This is a genomic window from Mesorhizobium sp. STM 4661, from assembly GCF_000359125.1.
Classification (GTDB): Bacteria; Pseudomonadota; Alphaproteobacteria; order Rhizobiales; family Rhizobiaceae; genus Mesorhizobium.
Map to the genome: position 1 here is coordinate 1 of NZ_CAAF010000083.1, position 21,382 is coordinate 21,382.

A 21,382-nucleotide genomic window follows, 5' to 3' on the forward strand; every position below is an offset into this window, starting at 1 on the left:
CCTGCCGCGCCGGCGCCTGCCGCCCCTGCGGCGCCCGCCCCGGCCCAATGACGGAATTGTAATGAGCATATCCATAGAAAAGCCGGGTTCTGCCCGGCTTTTCTGTTGGGAAAACCGCATATGCGGCGACAAAGCCGGCCCGCGGCGGTTTTCACGGGCGTCAAATGATCTAGATTGCCCGAGGATGCGCAGCGCGAAGAGGAGAACGCATGACGGTTGGCCGAACGCTTCTGAGGTCGTTGCTGGCAGCGGTCCTTCTGACCGCCGGATTGCAGGCGGCCCGTGCGGACGTATGGCGCACCACCTCGTCGCTGATCGGCAAGTCCAAATATGGCGACAATTTCCAGCACTACGACTATGTCAACCCGGACGCACCGAAGGGCGGCACGCTGAATTCGGTGGTGCTTGGCACTTTCGACAGCCTCAATCCCTATATCGTCCAGGGTTCGCCGGCCGCCGGTCTCCTCCCGTTCGGAGGCGGCCTGCTCTACGACACGCTGATGGAGCAGGCGACGGACGAGGGCAGCACCAGCCATCCGCTGATCGCCGACGCCTACAAATATCCGGCTGACTATTCCTCCGCGACCTACCGTCTCGACCCACGTGCGAAATGGCACGATGGCCAGCCAATCACGGTTGACGATGTGATCTGGTCGTTCCAGGTGCTGAAAGCCAACAGCCCGCAATACAGCCGCTATTTCGAGAACGTAACCGATGCTGTGGCTGTCTCCGACCGCGAGGTCGAATTCCGTTTCAACCAGAAGGGCAACCGTGAACTGCCGCAAATTCTCGGCGATCTCGCCGTGCTGCCGAAACACTGGTGGGAAGGCACCGACGCCAACGGCAAGAAGCGCGACATCACCCGGCCGACACTGGAGCCGCCGCTCGGCTCCGCCGCCTATAAGATCGCCAGTTTCAAGCCAGGGTCGGAAATCATCTGGCAGCGCGTGCCCGATTATTGGGCCGCCAAGCTGCCGGTGAAGATCGGCCGCGAGAATTTCGACACCCAGCGCTTCACCTATATCCTTGACGACAACGCCGCCTGGCAGGCTTTCACCAAGGGTGGACTTGACGACATCAAGCCGGAAAACAGTTCAAAGCGCTGGAAGACATTCTATGATTTCCCAGCGATCAAAGCCGGCAATGTGATCAAAAAGGAATTCAAGACAACCTCGCCTGAGCCGATGCAGGCTTTCATGCTCAACCAAAGGCGACCGCTTTTCCAGGATCGCCTCATTCGGGCTGCGTTAACGTACCCCTTCGACTTCGAGACGATGAACCGCACACTGTTTTACGGTTTCAACACCCGAACCAGCAGCTATTTCCAGGGCACGGAACTGGCCTCGAGCGGACTGCCACAAGGCAAGGAGTTGGAAATCCTCGAAAAGTTTCGCGACAAACTGCCTCCCGAACTCTTCACCCAGGAATTCAAGCTTCCGGTCTATGATTCCCCGCAGGCGGAACGGAAGTATCTAAAGCAGGCGGTCGACCTCTTTGCCCAGGCGGGCTGGGTTATCAAGGGCGGCAAGATGGTCAACGCAGAGACCGGCCAGCCATTCAAATTCGAGATCCTCGGATGGAACGATACAGACCAGGTCATCTCCAGCCCCTATATCGCCAATCTGCGCAAGATCGGCGTCGACGCCACTTTGCGGATCATCGACCAGACCCAGTACATCAACCGCGTCAACAATTTCGACTATGACGTCATTATAGGGCAGCTTGGCCAGTCGGATTCGCCGGGCAACGAGCAGCGCGACTTCTGGAGCTCGAAGGCAGCGGACAAGCCTGGTTCACGCAACTATTCCGGCATCAAGAATCCGGTGGTCGATGCGCTCGTCGACCGCATCATCTTCGCCACAGACCGTGAAGATCTCGTCGCCGGCACCCACGCTCTCGATCGGGTGCTGCTGTGGAACTACTATGTCGTGCCGCAATACTACCGGGCCGTGGTGTGGCTCGCCTATTGGAACAAGTTCGGCATTCCAGAAAAGCAACCCACCTACAGCGGTGTTGACCAGAACTCCTGGTGGATCGATCCCGACAAGGAAAAGGCGCTGACCGCCAAATACAAGGGCGGCAATTGATGGCGACGCTGCCCCGTCGCGACTTCCTCGCACTCGGCACAGCGGCCGCCGCAGCAGCCCTGCTGCCCGGCCGGGCCTTCGCCACCATCCCGACCGACGTGAAACTGCACGGCCTGTCGGCCTTCGGCGATCTCAGATATGCTGCGGATTTCAAGCATTTCGACTATGTCAATCCGGACGCCCCCAAGGGCGGCCAGATGAATTTCGCACCGCCCAATGCTACCTTGAATCAGAGCTTCCTGACCTTCAACACATTGAATTCCCTGGTGTTGAAGGGAGATTCACCGCCGCGCACCGAACTCTGCTTCGATTCGCTGATGACAAGCGCACTTGACGAGCCTGATGCGGTCTACGGCCTGCTTGCCGAGTCCGTTACGCTGTCGCAGGACCGCAACGGCTTTCGCTTCAGCCTGAGGCCGCAAGCGCGCTTCAACGACGGCTCGCCACTGACCGCCGAAGACATTGTTTTTGCGTTGAAGCTCTACAAGGACAAGGGCCATCCTAACCTTTCCAAGGCGTTGCGGCATATGACGGAAGCGGTCGCGGTCGATCCCGCCACAGTCAACCTCACCTTTAACGGCGAACAGTCCGCGCAGAATATCCTCTCGGTCGTCGCAATGCCGATCGTGTCCAAGGCCTTTTATGCGGCCAACGAGTTCGATGCCTCGACGATGAAACCGCCGCTCGGTTCCGGACCATACAAAATCGGGCGGGTGACAGCTGGACAGACGGTCGAATATGAACGCGTCGCCGACTATTGGGGCAGCGATCTCGCCGTAAACCGCGGCCTTTACAACTTCGACCGCATCCGTATCGACTTCTATCTTGATCGCCAGGCAGCGTTTGAAGCCTTCAAGAAAGGCGACACGCATTTTCGCGAGGAATTTACCTCGCGGGTATGGGCGACCGGCTATGACTTTCCGGCGCTGAGGGACGGCAAGGTCGTCAAACGGGAATTTCCCGGCGAGAAATCGCCATCCATGCAGGCTGTCGCGCTGAACCAGCGCCGTGCGCAATTCCGCGATGTGCGGGTGCGGCGGGCGATCGCCAGTTGCTTCGATTTCGAATGGATCAAGCGGGTTCTGTTTTTCGGCTCCTACGAGCGCTCGCAATCGAACTTCGAACGATCGGACTACAAGGCCGAAGGCCTGCCCTCACCCGGGGAGTTGGCCCTGCTCGAGCCGTTTCGAGCCGAACTGCCTCCAGAAACTTTCGGCGAACCGGTGATGCAACCTGTCTCCGACGGGTCTGGCCACGACCGTAAGCTGCTGGGCGCGGCTTCGAAACTGCTCGCCGAGGCCGGCTGGAAGCGGGCGGGCAATTTCGTCGTCAATGAAAAGGGCGAACGGCTGCAGGTGGAAATGCTGGCCGAGGACGATGGGCTCGTTCGCATTTTCACCCCATGGGCCGAAAATATGAAGGTGATTGGGATCGACGCTTCGATCCGGCAGGTCGATTCGACACAATATGAACGACGACAGAGCGATTTCGACTTCGACTTCAACATGCTCGCATGGTCGATCGGGGCGACGCCCACCGCCGACGGCCTGGAGATACTCTATGACTCCCGGATGGCGAATACGCCGGGCCAGCGCAACTATCCCGGCACGGAGAGCCGAGCCATCGATGCGCTGATCGAGGCAGCCGGCAAGGCGAACAGCCGGATCGAACTCGTCACGGCGCTCAGGGCGCTCGACCGGGTCTTGCGCGCGCGGCTAGACTGGATTCCAACATACTATCTCGCGAATCACCGCGTCGCCTATTGGGACATGTTCGACTTTCCCGAGCAGAAACCCGATTTCGGCTTTCCGGTCGAAACGCTGTGGTGGTTCGACAAGGGCAAGGCGGCAAAAATTGGCAAAGCCTGAGATTGTGGCTCGAACAGGACAGAGAGCCTGATGGGCGCCTATATACTGCGCCGCATCCTGCTGATGATCCCGACTCTGTTCGGCATCATGGCGATATCCTTCGCCGTCATCCAGTTTGCGCCGGGCGGACCGGTGGAGCAGGTCATTGCCAGGCTGACCAACCAGGGCGGCAACGATCGCCTGGGCGGCGGCGGTGGCGGGGACACAGGCGGCAGCAATTTCGATGTCGCCGGCGACATCGGCTCGAAATATCGCGGCGCGCAAGGGCTTGATCCGGAATTCATCGCCAAGCTGGAAAAGCAGTTCGGCTTCGACAAGCCGCCGCTTGAGCGCTTCGGCATGATGCTGTGGAACTATATCAGGTTCGATTTCGGCGACAGCTATTTCCGTGACATTTCGGTGCTCGACCTGATCCTCGAAAAGATGCCGGTGTCGATCTCGATCGGGTTGTGGATCACGCTTCTGTCCTACCTGATCTCGATCCCGCTCGGCATCCGCAAGGCGATCAAGGACGGCTCGGCGTTCGATGTGTGGACCAGCGGCGTCGTCATCGTCGGCTATGCCATTCCCGGCTTCCTGTTCGCCATCCTGTTGATGGTGCTGTTTGCCGGCGGATCGTTCTACGACTGGTTTCCGCTGCGCGGCATAACGTCCGACAATTGGGACCAACTGTCGTGGCCGGCGCGGATCGTCGATTATTTCTGGCACATGGCCCTGCCGCTGACGGCGCTGGTGCTGTCGGCCTTCGCCACGACGACGCTGCTCACCAAGAATTCGTTCCTCGAGGAGATCCGCAAGCAATATGTGGTGACCGCCCGCGCCAAGGGCCTGTCGGAACGGCAGGTGCTCTATGGCCATGTCTTCCGCAACGCCATGCTGATCGTCATCGCCGGCTTTCCCGGCGCCTTCATCTCGGCCTTCTTCACCGGTTCGCTGCTGATCGAGAACATCTTTTCGCTGGACGGTCTTGGCCTGCTCGGCTTCAACTCGGTGCTGCAGCGCGATTATCCGGTGGTCTTCGCCAATCTCTACATCTTTTCGCTGCTCGGCCTGTTCGTCGGCCTGCTCTCCGACCTGATGTACACCTGGGTCGACCCGCGCATCGACTTCGAGCGGAGAGACATCTGATGGCGGAAGCCGCCGCCGAAACGGCGCCGGATCGGATCGCCCGGCCCCGGATGTCGCCGCTCAACCAGCGCCGCTGGCAGAATTTCAAAGCCAACCGGCGCGGCTACTGGTCGCTGTGGATATTCCTCGTGCTTTTCGTGTTGTCGCTGGTTTCCGAATTGATCGCCAACGACAGGCCAATCATCGTCTCCTACAAGGGCGAGATCCTGTTTCCGGTGCTGGTGGCCTACCCCGAGGAAAAGTTCGGCGGCTTCTACGCGATCACCGATTATCGCGACCCCGTCATCCAGGACGAGATCAATGCCCAAGGCTGGATGATCTGGCCGCCGATCCGCTACTCCTACCAGACCGTCAACAACGCCATTCCCGAGGCAGCGCCCACCAAGCCGTCCTGGCTCTATGACAAGAAGACCCTTTGCAACCAGTATCCGCAAGGTGCGGCCGATCCCAATTGCATCGTCGGCAACTGGAACTGGCTGGGCACCGACGACCAGGCGCGCGACGTGCTGGCGCGCGTCATCTACGGCTTCAGGGTCTCGGTGCTGTTCGGCCTGATCCTCACCGCCGGCTCGGCGCTGATCGGCGTGACGGCCGGCGCATTGCAAGGGTATTTCGGCGGCTGGACCGATCTTCTGTTCCAGCGCTTCATCGAGATCTGGTCGGCGATCCCGGTGCTCTATCTCCTGCTGATCGTCGCCGCCATCCTGCCGCCCGGCTTCTTCATCCTGCTCGGGCTGATGCTGCTGTTCTCCTGGGTGGCGCTGGTTGGCGTGGTGCGGGCCGAATTCCTGCGCGCCCGCAATTTCGAATATGTCAACGCGGCGCGCGCGCTCGGCGTGCCCAACCGCACCATCATGTTCCGGCATCTCTTGCCCAATGCCATGGTGGCGACGCTGACCTTCCTGCCCTTCCTGCTCAGTGGCTCGATCTCGATGCTGACCTCGCTCGATTACCTTGGCTTCGGCCTGCCGCCCGGTTCCGCCTCGCTCGGCGAACTCCTGAAGCAGGCCCAGCGCAACCTCAACGCGCCATGGCTCGGCATTTCCGGCTTCGTCGTCATCTCGCTGATGCTGTCGCTGCTGGTCTTCGTCGGCGAGGCGACCCGCGACGCCTTCGATCCGCGCAAGACGTTCCGATGAGGGCGATGCAGGCCGGCATTCGGCGTGTTATATTCTCAGTATGGCATTGGGATAAAAGTGAACGTATCGATCAATTGGCGAAAGAACTGGCGGCTATGACCGGGGAAACATTAGGTGGTAGTCATCAGCCGATCGCTGGAGGGCAGGTTGGCCGAAATCGAGCGAACTCGCAGCCAAGACTATGAGTCAGTAACCGTATAGTTCGTCTACCCCCGCGCTATGAGGACAGAGTCATGAACAAGGTCATCCTTGAACATTACCCGGCATCGAAGCTCCCAGACGAATTGCGGGAAGGCATAGCTCCGGGGGCTTCGGTCAAGGTGACCGTGGAAGAGGAGGCCAACCGGCCTCTCGGCCGCAAACAATTGCTTGAACTCATGCGGAATGCTCAGGCCAACGCGCCGGGGACAAGCCTCGATGAGGCTGTCGCGCGTGTTCGTGCCCTCCGCGATGAGTGGGAGGATTGATGGCTGCAGTCCGGCTTTACGTCGACACCAACATTTTCATCTATGCCTTTGAAAACAATGACGCGCTTGCAAAAAAACTACTTCAGGTCATTTCACTGAACGAGGGCAGAAAGCAACCTTTCCTGGCGACAAGCGAGATCGTTCTCGCAGAGTTGATGGTTGACCCCTTGAAAAAGAACAATGAACGGCTGATCGAACTCTACGACAATATTTCGATCGGCAATGCCTTTATCTCAATTGGGACGGTAACTCGCGAGATTCTCTGGCACGCAGCGCAACTGCGTTCGGAATTTCTTTCATTAAGATTGCCAGACGCGATCCATCTTTCCACAGCGATGCACTTCGGCTGCACACAATTTCTGACTGCGGATACGAGATTGAAGGAGACCTATTCTATCGTACCAAATCGTCTCGTTCCCCCTCAAATGGCAGCCAAAATTTCGATCATACGACCGGAAATTTCTGCCTTGGATAGAGTCGTCGCGGAACTTGAGCCATGACCGCTCTTCTGCTCTCGGTCCGGGATCTGAGCGTCGCCTTCGTGCAAGAAGGGCGTCAGTCGATGGCGGTCGACCACATCTCCTTCGACATCGCCAAGGGCGAGACGGTGGCGCTGGTCGGCGAATCCGGTTCCGGCAAGTCGGTCTCGGCGCTGTCGGTGCTGAAGCTGCTGCCCTATCCGACAGCCAGCCATCCGTCGGGGCAGATCCTGTTCCAGGGCGCCGACCTGCTCGCCACCAACGAGAAGGAACTGCGCCGCGTGCGCGGCAACAACATCACCATGATCTTCCAGGAGCCGATGACCTCGCTCAATCCGCTGCACACGATCGAGCAGCAGATCGTCGAGGTGCTGAAGCTGCATCAGGGGCTGGGCGACCGCCAGGCCAAGGCGCGCACGCTGGAACTGTTGAACGAGGTCGGCATCCGCGAGCCGCAGAAACGGCTCGACGCCTATCCGCACCAGCTTTCCGGCGGCCAGCGCCAGCGCGTCATGATCGCCATGGCGCTGGCCAACGAACCTGAGCTTCTGATCGCCGACGAGCCGACGACGGCGCTCGACGTGACCGTGCAGGCGCAGATCCTCGAACTGCTTGCGGGTCTGAAGAGCCGCAAGAACATGTCGATGCTGTTCATCACCCACGATCTCGGCATCGTCAGGAAGATCGCCGACCGGGTCTGCGTGATGACCAAGGGCAAGATCGTCGAGACCGGTCCGACCAAGGACATTTTCGCCAATCCGCAGCACGCCTACACCAGGCATTTGCTTGCCGCCGAACCGAAGGGCAAGCCGCCGGCCGCCAACGATGCCGCCAAGCCTGTGATGACGGGCAAGGACATAAAGGTCTGGTTTCCGATCAAGAAGGGTTTTTTTCGGCGCACCGTCGACAATGTGAAGGCGGTCGACGGCATCGACGTCACCGTGCGCGCCGGCCAGACGCTCGGCGTCGTCGGCGAATCCGGCTCAGGCAAGACGACGCTCGGCCTGGCGCTGGCCAGGATGATCTCGTCGACCGGGAGCATCCAGTTCAACGGACGCGACATCAACAGGCTGACCTTCAACGACATGCGGCCGCTCAGGCGCGAGCTGCAGATCGTCTTCCAGGATCCGTTCGGCTCGCTCAGCCCGCGCATGTCGGTCTCCGAGATCATCGAGGAAGGGCTGAAGATACACGAGCCGAAACTGTCGCCCGATCAGCGCGACAAGCGCATCATCGATGTCCTCAAGGAGGTCGGGCTCGATCCCGCCACGCGCAACCGCTATCCGCACGAATTCTCCGGCGGCCAGCGGCAGCGCGTCGCCATTGCGCGCGCCATGGTGCTCAACCCGCGCTTCGTCATGCTGGACGAACCGACCTCGGCGCTCGACATGAGCGTGCAGGCGCAGGTTGTCGACCTGCTGCGCGGCCTGCAGGCGAAGCATGATCTCGCCTATCTGTTCATCAGCCACGATCTGAAGGTGATCCGAGCGCTTGCCAATGACGTCATCGTCATGCGCAATGGCAGGATCGTCGAGGCCGGCCCTTCCGAGCAGATTTTTGGAAACCCGCAAACCGACTATACTCGGGCGCTGATTTCTGCCGCCTTCAAGATCGAGACGGCGCCGGTCGGCATCGTCAGCGAGTAGGCTGCAAAATAGGGAAAAAGAAACCGCAAATGGAAAAAGGCCGTATCCTGCTTGCCCTCACTGGCATTCATCCAAGGCGCTGGCGCGAGCTCTTGTCGGCGGAACGCGAGGTGGCGCTTGAGCCGGAGGGCGCAAGCGACCCCTCGATCACCTATGCGGTGGTGTGGAAGCAGCGGCCGAACCTTCTGTCGTCGCTGCCCAATCTGCGCGCCATATTCTCCATCGGCGCCGGCGTCGATCACATCTTTGCCGATCCCACCTTGCCCGACGTGCCAATCGTGAAGGTCGTCGCCGACAACCTTACCCAGCACATGACCGAATATGTCGTCTGGCGGGTGCTCGACCACCATCGCCAGGGCATGCTCTACCGCTCGCAGCAGCCGAAGAAGATCTGGCACGAGCCGCCGCAGCGGCCGGCCGGCGACATCTCCGTCGGCATCATGGGGCTAGGCACGCTTGGCCGGGCGGCGGCGTCGGCGCTGCTGTCGCTCGGCTTTGCGGTCAATGGCTGGTCGCGCAGCGACCGGCCGATGCAAGGCGTTTCGACCTATTCGGGCGAGGCCGGATTGATCCCTTTCCTCAATGCCACCGATATTCTGGTGGTGCTGTTGCCGCTCACCGCGCAGACGCAAGGCATGATCAACCATGGCGTGCTGAAGGAGCTGCGCAAGCGCAACGGCCTCGGCGGCTCGGTTCTGATCAATGCCGGGCGAGGCCGGCTGCAGAAGGACGCCGACATCCTGCGCGCGCTGGAGGACGGCACGCTGAAGGAAGCGAGCCTCGACGTGTTCGAGGTCGAGCCGCTGCCCAAGACCAGCCCGTTGTGGAGCCATCCGAAGGTGTTCGTCACGCCGCATGCGGCGGCGACCTCCGATCCCGTGCACCTGGTGCCGATCATGCTGCGACAGATGGCGGCGTTCGAGCGCGGCGAGAAGCTCGACAATCTGGTGGATCGCAAGGCGGGGTATTAGCTCGGCAGCGCGAACTTGTTCTGCTTGTCCGGCTTGCCGCAGTCGCGGCGGGTGATCGACCGGTTCATGGCGTCGATGCGGCCGCTGGCCTGTTCGGCATCGCGCCGGGCCTTGGAACGGACATCGGGCGTGAACGGGCCGAAGCCTACCCCCGAATTGGAGAACGAGGGCTTGGCGTCCTGCGGCAGGTGGTATTGCTGCGCCAAGGCGTTTCGTTGCGCCAGCAATTGGTCGCAAGGCACGCTATCGAATTGCAGGGAAGACTCGACGTTCTCATCCTGCCGTTCGGCCAGTGAAGAGCCGGCGCAGCCGACCATTGCCAGGCAAGATGCCAAGACCACCAAGTTCCAGCGCATGGACGTGCTCCGTGTCGATTCCCCAGATAACCCGGACATGCGAATCGGGCTTTTTCGCATCAGACATTACACCGAGGTCGGCGGGACGGTATCTGCTTCAAGCAACTTCCCGGCTACCACGGCCAGCCCCTCGACCGGCTGGCGGCGATCCTGCCGGATGACGGTTGTTTCCGCTGACAGGGTCGAAAAGCCGTTGGTGGCGAGCACCCTGCGCACATAGATTTCCGAATGCGCGTAGCGCCGCGACGATTGCAATGTGAAGTCGGTGGTGCCGGCGAGCGTCTCGACCGAGAACGCGAACAGCCCGTCGCCGGCAAGCATTCGAGCGACCGTTTTCATCACGCCTTCGAGCGCACCGACATAGATGAACACGTCGGCCGCCACCACCAGATCGGCCTTTTCGCCCGTATGGGAAAAGGTCTGCAGGTTAGCCTTGGCGAGATGATCGTAGATGCTTTTGGCCCTCGCCTTGCCCAGCATCCTGGCCGAGATGTCGTAACCCTCGAGGCGATCGGCGATCGGCCGCAGCCTCTGCCCCATCAGACCGGTGCCGCAGCCGAGATCGATCGCCAGCCGGAAGCGGCCCGGCCTTGCCGCCCGAATGGCCCGATCGAGAAACTCGGGCAAGAGGTAACCGAGCTTGTCGACCAGCGCCTCGTCGAAGGTCCCGGCGTAGTGGTCGAACAGCGTTTCGACAAAGGCGCTGGGCGGCGCCGCGGTGGCTGGCGCCTTGCCGATCAGTTGCAGTTTCAGCCCCGCACCAAGCCGATCCACCGGCTCCAGCTTGAGCGCCATCGTCCAGGCCTGCGCCGCCTGATCGAAGGCGCCCGCGGCTTCCTGCATCTCGCCAAGGCGGAACCAGCCCATCGCCCATTGCGGTGCCAATTCCAGCGCGCCGAGCAGCAGCTCGGCGGCTGCCGGATGATCGCCGGATGCGTGAAGCATTTCGGCATAGTCGGCACGACGATCGGTGTTGAGGTCGCCGGAAGAGGTCTGGAGCGGTTTCATGGACGGTTGTTCCGCCAGCAAATGAAGCCGGCAGTGGGTGTATGCTGGAGTCAGCAGTCTCTTGCAACAGGCTTCCCGCGGCGGAATTAGCAACTATCTTGCGATAATGCGCGCCAGCGACCTGCTTCACCCCCGGCCCGAGGGCCTCTATTGCCCGCCCGGTGATTTCTTCATCGACCCGGTGCGGCCGGTCAACCGGGCGCTGATCACGCATGGCCATTCCGACCATGCGCGTTCCGGCCACCGTTGCGTGCTCGCCACAAGGCAGACGCTCGACATCATGGGGCTGCGCCATGGCGAGGGCTTTGCCGGGACGACGCAAGCGGCGGCACTTGGCGATACAATCGCGCTGAACGGGGTCACGGTCACCTTTCATCCGGCCGGCCATGTGCTCGGCTCGGCGCAGATCGCCGTCGAGCACCAGGGCAGGCGCATCGTCGCCTCCGGCGACTACAAACGCCAGAAGGACGCCACCTGCGCGCCGTTCGAGCCGGTCAAATGCGACGTGTTCATCACCGAGGCGACCTTCGGCCTGCCGGTGTTCCGCCATCCGCCCGACAGCGAAGAGATCGCCCGGTTGCTGAAATCGGCGGCGCAATTTCCCGAACGCGCGCATCTGGTCGGCGCCTATGCGCTGGGAAAGGCGCAGCGGGTGATGCGGCTGCTGCGCGATGCCGGCTACGACAGGCCGATCTATATCCATGGCGCGCTGGCCAAGCTCAGCGACTATTACCAGAGCCAAGGCATCGACCTCGGCACGCTGGAGCCGGCAACCGTCGAAAGCGGCACCAAGGACGATTTCACCGGGGCCATCGTCATCGGCCCGCCATCGGCCTTCGCCGACCGCTGGGCGCGGCGCTTTCCCGATCCGATCTCGTGCTTCGCCTCCGGCTGGATGCGCATCCGCCAGCGCGCCAAGCAAGGCGGCGTCGAGCTGCCGCTGATCATTTCCGACCATTCCGACTGGGACGAACTGACCGCCACGATCAAGGAGACAGGTGCGGAGGAGATCTGGGTGACGCATGGCAGGGAGGAGGCCCTGGTGCGCTGGTGCGAGCTCGAAGGCATCGCCGCACGGCCGCTGCATCTCGTCGGCTACGAGGACGAGGGAGATTGAGCTGATGGAGACAGGTCAGACAATCGCCCATGGGGCGCTCCACGCCACCCCCCTCTGGCCTGCCGGCCATCTCCCCCGCAAGGGGGGAGATCGGATGTCGCGACGATTTTCGCCAATCACCAACTTCGTAAGGAGAATGCCGCCGGCGAAGCTGCCAATCTCCCCCCTTGCGGGGGAGATGTTCGGCAGGACGGAGGGGGGTGGGAAGAAACGCAAGCTCTCCCGATTGGCTCGGCGCGCCTCATCATGAACCGCTTCGCTGAGCTTCTCGACCGCCTGGTGCTGACGCCGTCGCGCAACGGCAAGCTGACGCTGTTGACCGACTATTTCCGCAGCGTCGAGGATCCGGATCGCGGGCTGGCGCTGGCCGCGATCACCGGTGACCTCAGCATCGCCGCGGTCAAGCCGGCCATGCTGCGCACGCTGGTCATCGAGCGCCTGGATCCGGTGCTGTTCGGCTATTCCTACGACTATGTCGGCGATCTCGCCGAAACCGTCTCGCTGGTCTGGCCGCAACCGCCTGCAGACATACCAGACCATCCGCCGACGCTCGCCGAAGTCGTGGCGAAACTGCAGGCGGCCAGCCGTTCCGACGGACCGAAGGTGCTGGCGAAGCTGCTGGACAGCGCCAGCATCTCGGCGCGCTTCGCCATTATCAAGCTGGTGACCGGCGGCCTGCGCATCGGCGTCTCGGCGCGGCTGGCCAAGCAGGCGCTGGCCGATCTCGGCCAAGTCGACGTCGCCGAGATCGAGGAACTCTGGCACGGGCTGGCGCCGCCCTATGCCGGCCTCTTTGCCTGGCTGGAAGGCAAGGCCGAAAAACCCGAGAAGACGGCGCTGGCGCTGTTCAGGCCGGTGATGCTGTCCAACGCGGTCGGCGACGGCGACCTCGAAAAGCTCGATCCGGCCGACTATGCGGCCGAGTGGAAATGGGACGGCATCCGTGTCCAGGCGGTTTGCGAAGGCGGCGTTCGCCGGCTCTATTCGCGCACCGGCGACGATGTTTCCGGGGCTTTTCCGGATCTTGCCGAAGCCATGGATTTTTCAGCCGCGCTGGACGGCGAGCTGCTGGTCGGCGATCCCCAGGCGACAGGCACCTTTTCGGACCTGCAGCAGCGGCTGAACCGCAAAAGCGTGACAGCGAAGATCCAGCAGCAATTTCCGGCCTTCATGCGTTGCTACGACGTTTTGCAGATCGGCGACGAGGATTTGCGCGCCCTGTCGTTTCGCGAAAGGCGCAGCCGCCTCGAAGCCTTTGTGGGAACGCTCGATCCGAGCCGTTTCGACCTGTCGCCGCTGGTCAACTTCGCGGACTGGACGGCACTCGAGGAATTGCGCAGGGCGCCGCCGCACCCGATCATCGAAGGCGTCATGCTGAAGCGCTGGGATTCACCCTATCTCACTGGGCGGCCGAAGGGTCCGTGGTTCAAATGGAAGCGCGATCCGCACACGGTCGACGCCGTGCTGATGTATGCCCAGCGCGGCCATGGCAAGCGTTCGAGCTTCTATTCCGATTACACGTTCGGCGTCTGGTCCGGCCCGGAAGGATCCGAGGAACTTGTGCCGGTCGGCAAGGCCTATTTCGGCTTCACCGACGAGGAGCTGAGGCAGATCGACAAATATGTCAGGGACAACACGGTCGAGCGTTTCGGCCCGGTCCGCTCGGTGCGGGCCGATCGCAGACAAGGCCTGGTGCTGGAGGTGGCGTTCGAAGGGCTCAACCGCTCGACACGGCACAAGTCGGGCGTCGCCATGCGCTTTCCGCGCATTTCGCGGCTGCGCTGGGACAAGCCGGCGGCCGAGGCCGACCGCATCGAGACGCTGCAGGCGCTGCTCGATAGCTAGATGTTTTATGGCACAATCGAGACGCGGATCTCGTAGACGTCGACCGACTTGCCCTGTTTGTCGAAGTCGGAATTGATGGCGATGGTGCCGGCGGCACCCGGACGCTTGTCGGGAAACCGCACGTCGAACAGATATTCGTTGCGCTCCCGGCCGACCGCATAGCGCTTGCGGCCGCAGTCGCCGAGTTCGCCGAAATTGCAGTCGACGGAAATCTGCGTCTCCTTGCCCTCCTCGGAGCGCGCGAGGATGTCGAATGTCGCATGCTTGCCGGCGAGTTTCTCCAGCACGCCTTGCCCGACATCGAAGCTGATGGCCGAACCGGAAGCGCCCGAACGGATGCGCAGGAAGGAACCGCTGTCGTCCTGCATGACTTCGGCCTTGGCATCCGAGGGGGCGTTGACGAGCGTGGGGTCGCTTGGCGAAAACACATTGATCCAGTCGCGCGCCCGATCCGGCTCGCCGGGCTTCAGCGGCAAGGCCGTGTCTGCCGGCGGCGTGAAATCGTCGTCGCCCACTGTCGGCGGCTCCTGCGGCGGTGCCGTATCAAGCTCGGCCGGTGTCTTGAAGACGCCGGTCTGCGCGGCGAAATACAGACCGATGCCGGCTGCAGCGAGCAGTGTCACGCCAAGGAAGATAGCCGTCAGAGGCAAGCGGCGCCCTCTTATCCGCCGCTCGTCGCGGTCGGGCGTCACCTCCGCCTCGTCAGTTCCGGTCGATGCAGAGGCCGACATATCGACCTCCGGCACGCCGGGAAAAACCGCTTCGGGCATGATATCGGGGACGACCGGCAGCACGCGCGACCTGGGTTCGTCGGATGCAGGAGGTTCTACCGACCCGTCGACAGCGACGTCGGGCAACGGCGCGGGCTCGGCAGCTTTGACTGCAGCTTCAGCCTCTGCCGGCAGCTCCACCGCCGGCGCTTCCGCAGCGTCGCCCGCCGGCATGGCAACATCGGGAACCGCCGGCAGGAATTCGGATTCGATTTCGGCGATCTTGGCCTGCACCGCCTTGCGGCGCTTGATGGCGACCTCCACTGTCACGTTCGGATTGGACTGGAGGGCACGGTCAAGTGCCGCGAAGGCCGACCGATAGACCCGCTCGCGAAACGCCCGATCCTCGGCATTGCCTTTTTCGAAAGCATTCCGGATCGCTTTTTCGATGGCGTCCAAGCCGGATCCCTCTGCACGTTCGCTCACATTGTCATGATCGTTAGCCGCAGGCGACCAATCAATCAACGGGCGAGCGGCCGCATTCTGCCTTGCCGACGCGCTCAAGGCCGATTTCGGCGATCTTTCGGTAAAGAAATCAACATTTTTCGCCGATTTTTCCGCCTCGCCGGCAAATAACCCGCTGGCGTGGTGCAGCGTGAGCCATGATGGATCGGCGGCGTGCGCTTCGTTTGGTCAGCACATGGGATCGGTACGAATTGCCAAGTCCCATCTTGAATTCGTGGCGGCCCATCTTGAATTCGCGGCGGGTTGCGTCTATCACCCAGCGCATCTTGGAGGCCTCGGGCTTCCTGGGCCGCTTTAGCTCAGTTGGTAGAGCACATCATTCGTAATGATGGGGTCGCGTGTTCGAGTCACGCAAGCGGCACCACTAAACCATTGCGTCTGAAGCAGCTTATCCAAGTGATACGCATAACGCTTCGCCATCGATCGGCCTTGCGCCCTTGTGTCGATCAGCCAGCAAGCCGCTCCTCGGCAAGGTTATCCTCGGCAGCCCCAAGAGCCCGCTCTACGGCTTTGGGATCCTTTTCGATGACAGTCAGGTAAGCGCGCACCGCGCTGTCAGGCGAGGATCTGCCCTGCTCCCAATCGCGGAGGCGAGCTAAGCCGAAGCCGAAGCGGGCCGCGAAATCTTCCTGCTTCAAGTGCAGCATCCGGCGGATGGCGCGAACATCGACTTTGGCGGGAACATTGATCACGCCGCGAAATGTTTCGCCCTCGGCGAACGCGATGGCATCGTCCAGGCCGGCCCTGATCTTGTCGAACGCGGTTTTCATTCCGATCTCCCTTTCTTGCCAAAGGTGTCGATCAGCACCTTCACCAATTTCGCCAGCTCGTTACGCTCGGCCTTCGTCAAATTGTCCTTCTCGCCCTTGCCGAAGACTGTGAGCAGGAACAACGGAATGTTCTCGCCGCCGAACACCATAACGACCCTGTAGCCGCCGCTTTTGCCCTTGCCTCGACCGGCAACGCGAAACTTCCGGCAGCCGCCGGTACCCGTCATCATATCCCCGATATGGGGATCCTGAGCAACCATGTCGACCGCATCGCTACGCTCGTCATCGGACATGCCGACGTCTTTGGCTGCCGCGAGACATGACGAGTCGGGCGATCGAGGAGTCGACTCGACTGTTGAGGAAAACCCGAAATGAGTCTCCGGCAGGTGGCAGGCTGGCCGCCAAACCAGTGTGGCTGCGCTGGCGGCCATCTCCTTTCTGGACCTCGCTACAACGCTGATGCGCACGGTCAACTCGCACCGCTGTGATTGTCCAGAAGTGCATCCCTCGAACGGACGAAGACAGGCCCGGATTTAAGCGTACTTTCCCACGCTCGCTTCCCAAGTAGCATTGCGGATCGGAAGCTCTGTACGAAGTTCAAGCATTTATATGCAACGGAATGGTCAACCTTGGGCGGGGGGCAATCCGGAGGCAGAGAATGTTCATTACAGCAACGGCGCCGATTGTCCAATTGGCAACAAAGCTTAATAGAAAGACCCAGCAAGCAGCACATGTCTTGAGAGCCGAGGGGTTTGGTCGGTTCCTGCAATTGTCAGCATGGTCGCTGAGCGAACCGCTTAGGTCGCTATGGCTCCGTCGTCGCGTTGGGACCGATGCAAGGCAAGCATCGTCCAAGCTCAAGGCGGCAGAGCGTGGATTGTTTATCGATTGTGGTTCAAATATCGGCCAGGGATATAAATACTTTTCTCGGTACTACACTCCCGACCGCTACGACTACGTTCTGGTCGAACCCAACAAGAATTGCCTGCCGCACCTTGATGCCTTGCGTTCAGAAAATGCGACGATGGAGATCGTCGTCAAGGCGGCAAGCGTGAAAGATGGCTATGTCGAACTATTCGGTCCCCCTCCAGACCGGTCGGGGCCCACCCACCAGGGTTGCTCGATCGTCTTTGACCACAACGAAAGCTTGTATCAATCGCTACGATTTACTCCGGACCTCGTCGAAACGTTTTCGCTGTCGCAAATGATCCGAGCGAAGCGTGAACTGTACGACGTGGTCGTTCTCAAACTCGATGTCGAAGGGGCAGAGTACGATATCCTCGATGACATGATCCGGTCCGGGAGCCATCGCGATCTCTATGCCGCATATGTGGAATTCCACTCTCTCAAAATGCGGACTCCTGAGAGACGAAAGAAACGCGTCGCAGAATTCCAAGTCATGGATGCATTCCGCAAGGCGGGCACGCGCTTCCGCGAATGGATATAGCGTCTTTGATTAGAATCTCGGGCAAGCCAGCCATCTCAAGATGACTGGCTTGCCCGAGATTCCTGAGTGGTTCGGACCCGGAGCGTTTCAATTTTCCAGATGCGAGCCCAACGACGCCACGGTCTTCAGCGCGCCGTCGAGCATGTCGCCCTTCTCGTCCTTGAGTGCGGCTTCGCGCAGGCGCCTGATCCAGTCGGCGGCGTCGGTGCGGCCCTTGACCAGGTCGAGCGCCGACAGCACGCGATCGAACTTGGATTGCGCGCGGACATGAGTGTCGCTGTAGCCCTTGATCAGCCGGCGGCAGTTGAGGATCTCGACGGCCAGCGCGTAGTCTTGCCGAACATGGCCCAGCGCCAGATCATACCAGCGTTCGAGATGCGCGGTCTCGACCTTGTGGCGCAGCAGGCGGCGACGCCAGCGGCGCAGGCCGCCGATGAACCAGAGCGCGGTGAAACCGGCAAAGCTGTCGGTGCGGATGTGGCGGCCGCGATTGATGCGGCGATCGAGAAAGGCCGCGAGCTTCGGCCGGCTCTCGATGTAGCTGCCCAGCCCCGCCGGCAGCGTGCCGCAGAATTCCTCGATGCGCGGATGGAAATATTCCGTCACCTGCAGCACCGTTCCGTCCTTGACGCCGATCTCGCGGCGCACCCGCCTGTCGCGGGTCGAGCGGGTCTTGAGGTCGGCGACGCGGATCATGTCGTCGTAGCACATGGCGTTGGCCAGATGCTTTGCCGCTGATATCGACAGCGCGTAGGCATGGTCGGCGCTATCAAACGCGACGGCACGGTCGAGCCGGTCGAGATACTCGCCGCCATAGGCGATATCCTGATAGTCGACGATTTTTTTCAGGCCGCGCAGCGCCATGTCGCGAACAGGAGTCGGCAAAGCATCGATACGGGCAGCCAGTTGCTGCCAGCCCTGCAAGAGGTTTTCCGGCCCGCTCACCTTCGTCGTCATTTCAGAACCGGTTTCGGGGGCCGCCGGCTTCTCCGTTTTGTCCCAAGAGGCAGCCCCGGCAATGCCGTGCGCGCGGTCAAAGGAAGCGCCGAAGGCGGCGAGGCTGGCCTTGACGCCACGGCCACCGGCACTGATCGCCTGCTCATAGCTTTCGCGGGTGAAAGGCAGCGCGCCGGATCCGGCCAGCGCGCCGAGCAGGCTGGCCGAGATCATCGAGCCGTTGTCGGCGGCGATCTTCTCCATGTCGAAGGCGATGAAGCGTTTTGCCGCCGCTTCCGCCGTCGCCTGCACCTTGGTGGACGAGGCGCGGCCGTCGCCGGGTTCGATCTTTTCCGAGACGGCGGCGATGCGGTGCGAAGAAGCGATCAGCGTGGTGCGCTCGGGCGTGACAAAACCCCTGATGATGGCGCGGCCGGCTTCCATCAATTCGGCCGCGATCAGAATGTCGACATCGCCTTGCGAAGGTGACAGCGCAAAGACCGGCAGCCGGCCGGTGTCACGGCACATCTCGACATAGTAGATGGTGGCGCCGGTGCGCTGGGCGACGCCGGCCACCGAAGTCGATTGCGCCAGATAGCCGTTGCGCTCGGCGACGTCGGTGATCCAGTCGGCCAGCACGCCGCCGCCCTGGCCGCCGACCGCCAGAACGGCAAGCTTGATGACGCGCTCGTCATCAGCAGCGCCGGTTCTCGAACGCGATGACGGCTCAAGCATCGGCGAATGTCAGGCGCCGGCTTTCGCGGCGGCGCTGCAAGAGGCCGATCACCGCGCGACGCGAACTTTCGAGGAAGCGATCCCAGCGGCCGGGATTGTGGACCACGTCGGCGCGGTAGAAGGACGGGCACAGCACCGCCGCATCGGCGACCTCGCCGCAATTGCCGCAGCCGACGCAGCTCTGGTCGATATGCGCCACCGGATCGTCGCGCAACGGATCGTCCAGCGACTTCACCGACAGCGACGGGCAGCCGGAAAGCCGCATGCAGGCGTGGTCGCCGGTGCAGATGTCCTCGTCGACGCCGAACTTCGGCTTGACGACGCGCGTCCCGCCTTTGATCGCCTTGTCGACCAGCGGCTTTTCGCGGCGCTGGCGGTTCAGCATGCATTCGGACGAGGCGACGATGATTTTCGGGCCCTTCTCGTCCGTCGTCAGCGCCTCGCGCAGCGTGGCCTGCATCTTGCCGACATCGTAAGTGCGGTCGATGTGGCGCAGCCATTTGACGCCCATGCCTTTCACCGCTTCGGTGATCGGATGCTTGGTCGACTTGGTCTTGTTGCCCGCGCGGGATGAAAGAATATCCTGTCCCCCCGTCGCCGCCGAATAAAAATTGTCGACGATGACGATGACGCCATCGTTCTTGTTGAACACCGCATTGCCGATCGAGGAGGTCAGGCCGTTGTGCCAGAAGCCGCCATCGCCGACGAAGGAGATCGAGCGGCGTTTGGCGTCGGGCGAATTGAAGGCCGAGGCCGAGGCCGGCCCCAGCCCGTAGCCCATGGTGGTGGCGCCGAGCTCGAAGGGCGGCATGATCGAGAACAGATGGCAGCCGATGTCTGAGGCGATGTGGTGTTTGCCGAGTTCCTGTTCGACCAGCTTTGTCGCGGCGAAGATCGGCCGCTCCGGACAGCCGATGCAGAAGCCGGGCGGCCGACCAGGCACGACGTTGATCAGATCGGCGGTATCGACGCCCTCGCCCGATTTGTTCGGCGCGCGCACCTCACCCGGCAGAAGATGCGGCGCCTCAGTGCGCAGGAAAGAACCGATGCCATCCAGCATGACCTGGCCGGTGTATTCGCCAGCCATCGGCAGATGTTCCTTGCCGACGAGTTTTGTGCCACGCCCGGCCTTGTGCAGCATCGAGGCAAAGGCCTGCTCGATGTAGTTGGGCTGGCCTTCCTCGACGACCAGCACGGCATCCTTGCCCTCGCAGAAGGACAGGAACTCGTCGTCGACCAGCGGGTAGACGGCATTGAGCACATAGAGCGGCACGTCGGTGTCGCCATAGGTGTCGGCAAGGCCGAGCCGCTGCAGCGCGCGGATGACCGCATTGTACATGCCGCCCTGCATGACGATGCCGACCGAGCCGTGATCCGAGCCGAAGAATTCGTTGATCTTGCGGCTCTTGATGAAATCCACCGCCGCCGGCCAGCGTTTCTGCACCTTCTCCTTCTCATGCAGGAAGGAGGCGGGCGGCAGCACGATGCGACCGGTGTCGCGGCGCGGTGCGTTCAGCGCATCGGCCACCGACATTGGCGGCCGCTTGTTGTCCTTGGCGATGAAATGGCCGTGGACATGGCAGCAGCGGATGCGCACCTGCAGCATGACAGGCGTGTTGGAAGCCTCGGACAGCTCAAAACCGTCCTCCACCGCCTTGACGATCGACGGCAAATTGGGGCGTGGGTCGAGCAGCCAGACCTGACTCTTCATGGCGAAGGCATGGCTGCGCTCCTGCATGATCGAGGAGCCTTCGCCATAATCCTCACCGACGATGATCAGCGCGCCGCCGGTGACACCGCCGGAGGCGAGGTTGGCGAGCGCGTCGGAGGCGACATTGGTGCCAACCGTCGACTTGAAGGTCGCCGCACCGCGGATCGGATAGTGCACCGAGGCGGCCAGCATGGCGGTGGCGGTGGCTTCGGAGGCGCTGGCCTCGAAATGCACCCCGAGCTCGCCCAGAATGTCCTGCGCGTCGGCCAGCACGTCCATCAGATGGCTGATCGGCGCGCCCTGATAGCCGCCGACATAGCCGACGCCGCATTGCAGCAGCGCCTTGGTGATGGCGAGGATGCCTTCGCCGGCAAACTCCTCGCCGGCGCCGAGCCGGAGCTTCTCGACTTCCTTGGCAAAAGACCGTTCGGCCATTT

At 61.9% G+C, this 21,382-nt stretch carries 18 protein-coding genes and 1 tRNA gene; 12 read left to right on the plus strand and 7 right to left on the minus strand.

What is annotated here, in order from left to right; translation table 11 throughout:
• Positions 1 to 209 precede the first annotated feature (209 nt).
• The 8 genes from MESS4_RS29695 to MESS4_RS29730 all read left to right on the plus strand — a co-directional run bounded on the left by MESS4_RS29695 (position 210) and on the right by MESS4_RS29730 (position 9,785).
• Positions 210 to 2,087, plus strand: a complete 1,878-nt coding sequence (locus MESS4_RS29695) for an extracellular solute-binding protein (protein WP_006339376.1) — start codon at positions 210 to 212, stop codon at positions 2,085 to 2,087.
• Positions 2,087 to 3,955 (plus strand): extracellular solute-binding protein, encoded by a 1,869-nt coding sequence (locus MESS4_RS29700; protein ID WP_006339385.1) that lies wholly within the window; start codon positions 2,087 to 2,089, stop codon positions 3,953 to 3,955. The genes MESS4_RS29695 and MESS4_RS29700 overlap by 1 nt, the downstream gene beginning before the upstream one ends.
• A 30-nt stretch (positions 3,956 to 3,985) precedes the next feature.
• Entirely contained in the window at positions 3,986 to 5,083 is a 1,098-nt protein-coding gene (locus MESS4_RS29705) for a microcin C ABC transporter permease YejB (protein WP_006339387.1), read from the plus strand.
• Complete coding sequence (locus tag MESS4_RS29710; RefSeq protein ID WP_006339389.1) at positions 5,083 to 6,222, plus strand: ABC transporter permease; 1,140 nt, start codon at positions 5,083 to 5,085, stop codon at positions 6,220 to 6,222. Before MESS4_RS29705 ends, MESS4_RS29710 begins: the two co-directional genes overlap by 1 nt.
• 233 nt (positions 6,223 to 6,455) lie before the next feature.
• A complete protein-coding gene (locus tag MESS4_RS29715) occupies positions 6,456 to 6,689 on the plus strand; it encodes a hypothetical protein (RefSeq protein ID WP_006339392.1) in 234 nt (77 codons plus the stop codon).
• Positions 6,689 to 7,189, plus strand: coding sequence for a PIN domain-containing protein (locus MESS4_RS29720; RefSeq protein ID WP_006339394.1), 501 nt, complete (start codon positions 6,689 to 6,691; stop codon positions 7,187 to 7,189). Before MESS4_RS29715 ends, MESS4_RS29720 begins: the two co-directional genes overlap by 1 nt.
• The gene (locus MESS4_RS29725; RefSeq protein ID WP_006339396.1) at positions 7,186 to 8,814 is read left to right on the plus strand and encodes an ABC transporter ATP-binding protein; all 1,629 of its coding nucleotides are present in this window, start codon (positions 7,186 to 7,188) and stop codon (positions 8,812 to 8,814) included. Before MESS4_RS29720 ends, MESS4_RS29725 begins: the two co-directional genes overlap by 4 nt.
• Positions 8,815 to 8,843: 29 nt before the next feature.
• The gene (locus MESS4_RS29730) at positions 8,844 to 9,785 is read left to right on the plus strand and encodes a glyoxylate/hydroxypyruvate reductase A (RefSeq protein ID WP_006339397.1); all 942 of its coding nucleotides are present in this window, start codon (positions 8,844 to 8,846) and stop codon (positions 9,783 to 9,785) included.
• Here the strand turns inward: MESS4_RS29730 and MESS4_RS29735 are convergent.
• A complete protein-coding gene (locus MESS4_RS29735; protein ID WP_244441240.1) occupies positions 9,782 to 10,102 on the minus strand; it encodes a hypothetical protein in 321 nt (106 codons plus the stop codon). The genes MESS4_RS29730 and MESS4_RS29735 overlap by 4 nt on opposite strands.
• 105 nt (positions 10,103 to 10,207) lie before the next feature.
• A complete protein-coding gene (locus MESS4_RS29740) occupies positions 10,208 to 11,149 on the minus strand; it encodes a methyltransferase domain-containing protein (RefSeq protein ID WP_006339409.1) in 942 nt (313 codons plus the stop codon).
• Positions 11,150 to 11,255: 106 nt separating this feature from the next.
• On the opposite strand from MESS4_RS29740, the gene MESS4_RS29745 reads away from it, so the two are divergent.
• The gene (locus tag MESS4_RS29745; RefSeq protein WP_006339411.1) at positions 11,256 to 12,266 is read left to right on the plus strand and encodes a ligase-associated DNA damage response exonuclease; all 1,011 of its coding nucleotides are present in this window, start codon (positions 11,256 to 11,258) and stop codon (positions 12,264 to 12,266) included.
• Positions 12,267 to 12,512: 246 nt separating this feature from the next.
• The gene (locus MESS4_RS29750) at positions 12,513 to 14,111 is read left to right on the plus strand and encodes a cisplatin damage response ATP-dependent DNA ligase (RefSeq protein ID WP_006339413.1); all 1,599 of its coding nucleotides are present in this window, start codon (positions 12,513 to 12,515) and stop codon (positions 14,109 to 14,111) included.
• A gap of 5 nt (positions 14,112 to 14,116) precedes the next feature.
• Here the strand turns inward: MESS4_RS29750 and MESS4_RS29755 are convergent, their stop codons facing one another.
• Positions 14,117 to 15,280 (minus strand): hypothetical protein, encoded by a 1,164-nt coding sequence (locus tag MESS4_RS29755; RefSeq protein WP_006339415.1) that lies wholly within the window; start codon positions 15,278 to 15,280, stop codon positions 14,117 to 14,119.
• 354 nt (positions 15,281 to 15,634) lie between these two features.
• On the opposite strand from MESS4_RS29755, the gene MESS4_RS29760 reads away from it, so the two are divergent.
• Positions 15,635 to 15,710 (plus strand) — tRNA-Thr (locus MESS4_RS29760).
• 82 nt (positions 15,711 to 15,792) lie between these two features.
• Here the strand turns inward: MESS4_RS29760 and MESS4_RS29765 are convergent.
• Positions 15,793 to 16,116, minus strand: coding sequence for a helix-turn-helix domain-containing protein (locus tag MESS4_RS29765; RefSeq protein WP_006339419.1), 324 nt, complete (start codon positions 16,114 to 16,116; stop codon positions 15,793 to 15,795).
• Positions 16,113 to 16,502, minus strand: a complete 390-nt coding sequence (locus MESS4_RS29770; RefSeq protein ID WP_280110265.1) for a type II toxin-antitoxin system RelE/ParE family toxin — start codon at positions 16,500 to 16,502, stop codon at positions 16,113 to 16,115. Before MESS4_RS29770 ends, MESS4_RS29765 begins: the two co-directional genes overlap by 4 nt.
• Positions 16,503 to 16,774: 272 nt before the next feature.
• Between MESS4_RS29770 and MESS4_RS29775 the strand changes: the two genes are divergently transcribed.
• Positions 16,775 to 17,563 (plus strand): FkbM family methyltransferase, encoded by a 789-nt coding sequence (locus MESS4_RS29775; protein WP_006339421.1) that lies wholly within the window; start codon positions 16,775 to 16,777, stop codon positions 17,561 to 17,563.
• A gap of 87 nt (positions 17,564 to 17,650) precedes the next feature.
• Here the strand turns inward: MESS4_RS29775 and MESS4_RS29780 are convergent, their stop codons facing one another.
• Positions 17,651 to 19,234, minus strand: coding sequence for an indolepyruvate oxidoreductase subunit beta family protein (locus tag MESS4_RS29780; RefSeq protein WP_006339422.1), 1,584 nt, complete (start codon positions 19,232 to 19,234; stop codon positions 17,651 to 17,653).
• Positions 19,227 to 21,380, minus strand: a complete 2,154-nt coding sequence (locus MESS4_RS29785; RefSeq protein WP_006339423.1) for an indolepyruvate ferredoxin oxidoreductase subunit alpha — start codon at positions 21,378 to 21,380, stop codon at positions 19,227 to 19,229. Before MESS4_RS29785 ends, MESS4_RS29780 begins: the two co-directional genes overlap by 8 nt.
• Positions 21,381 to 21,382: the final 2 nt, after the last annotated feature.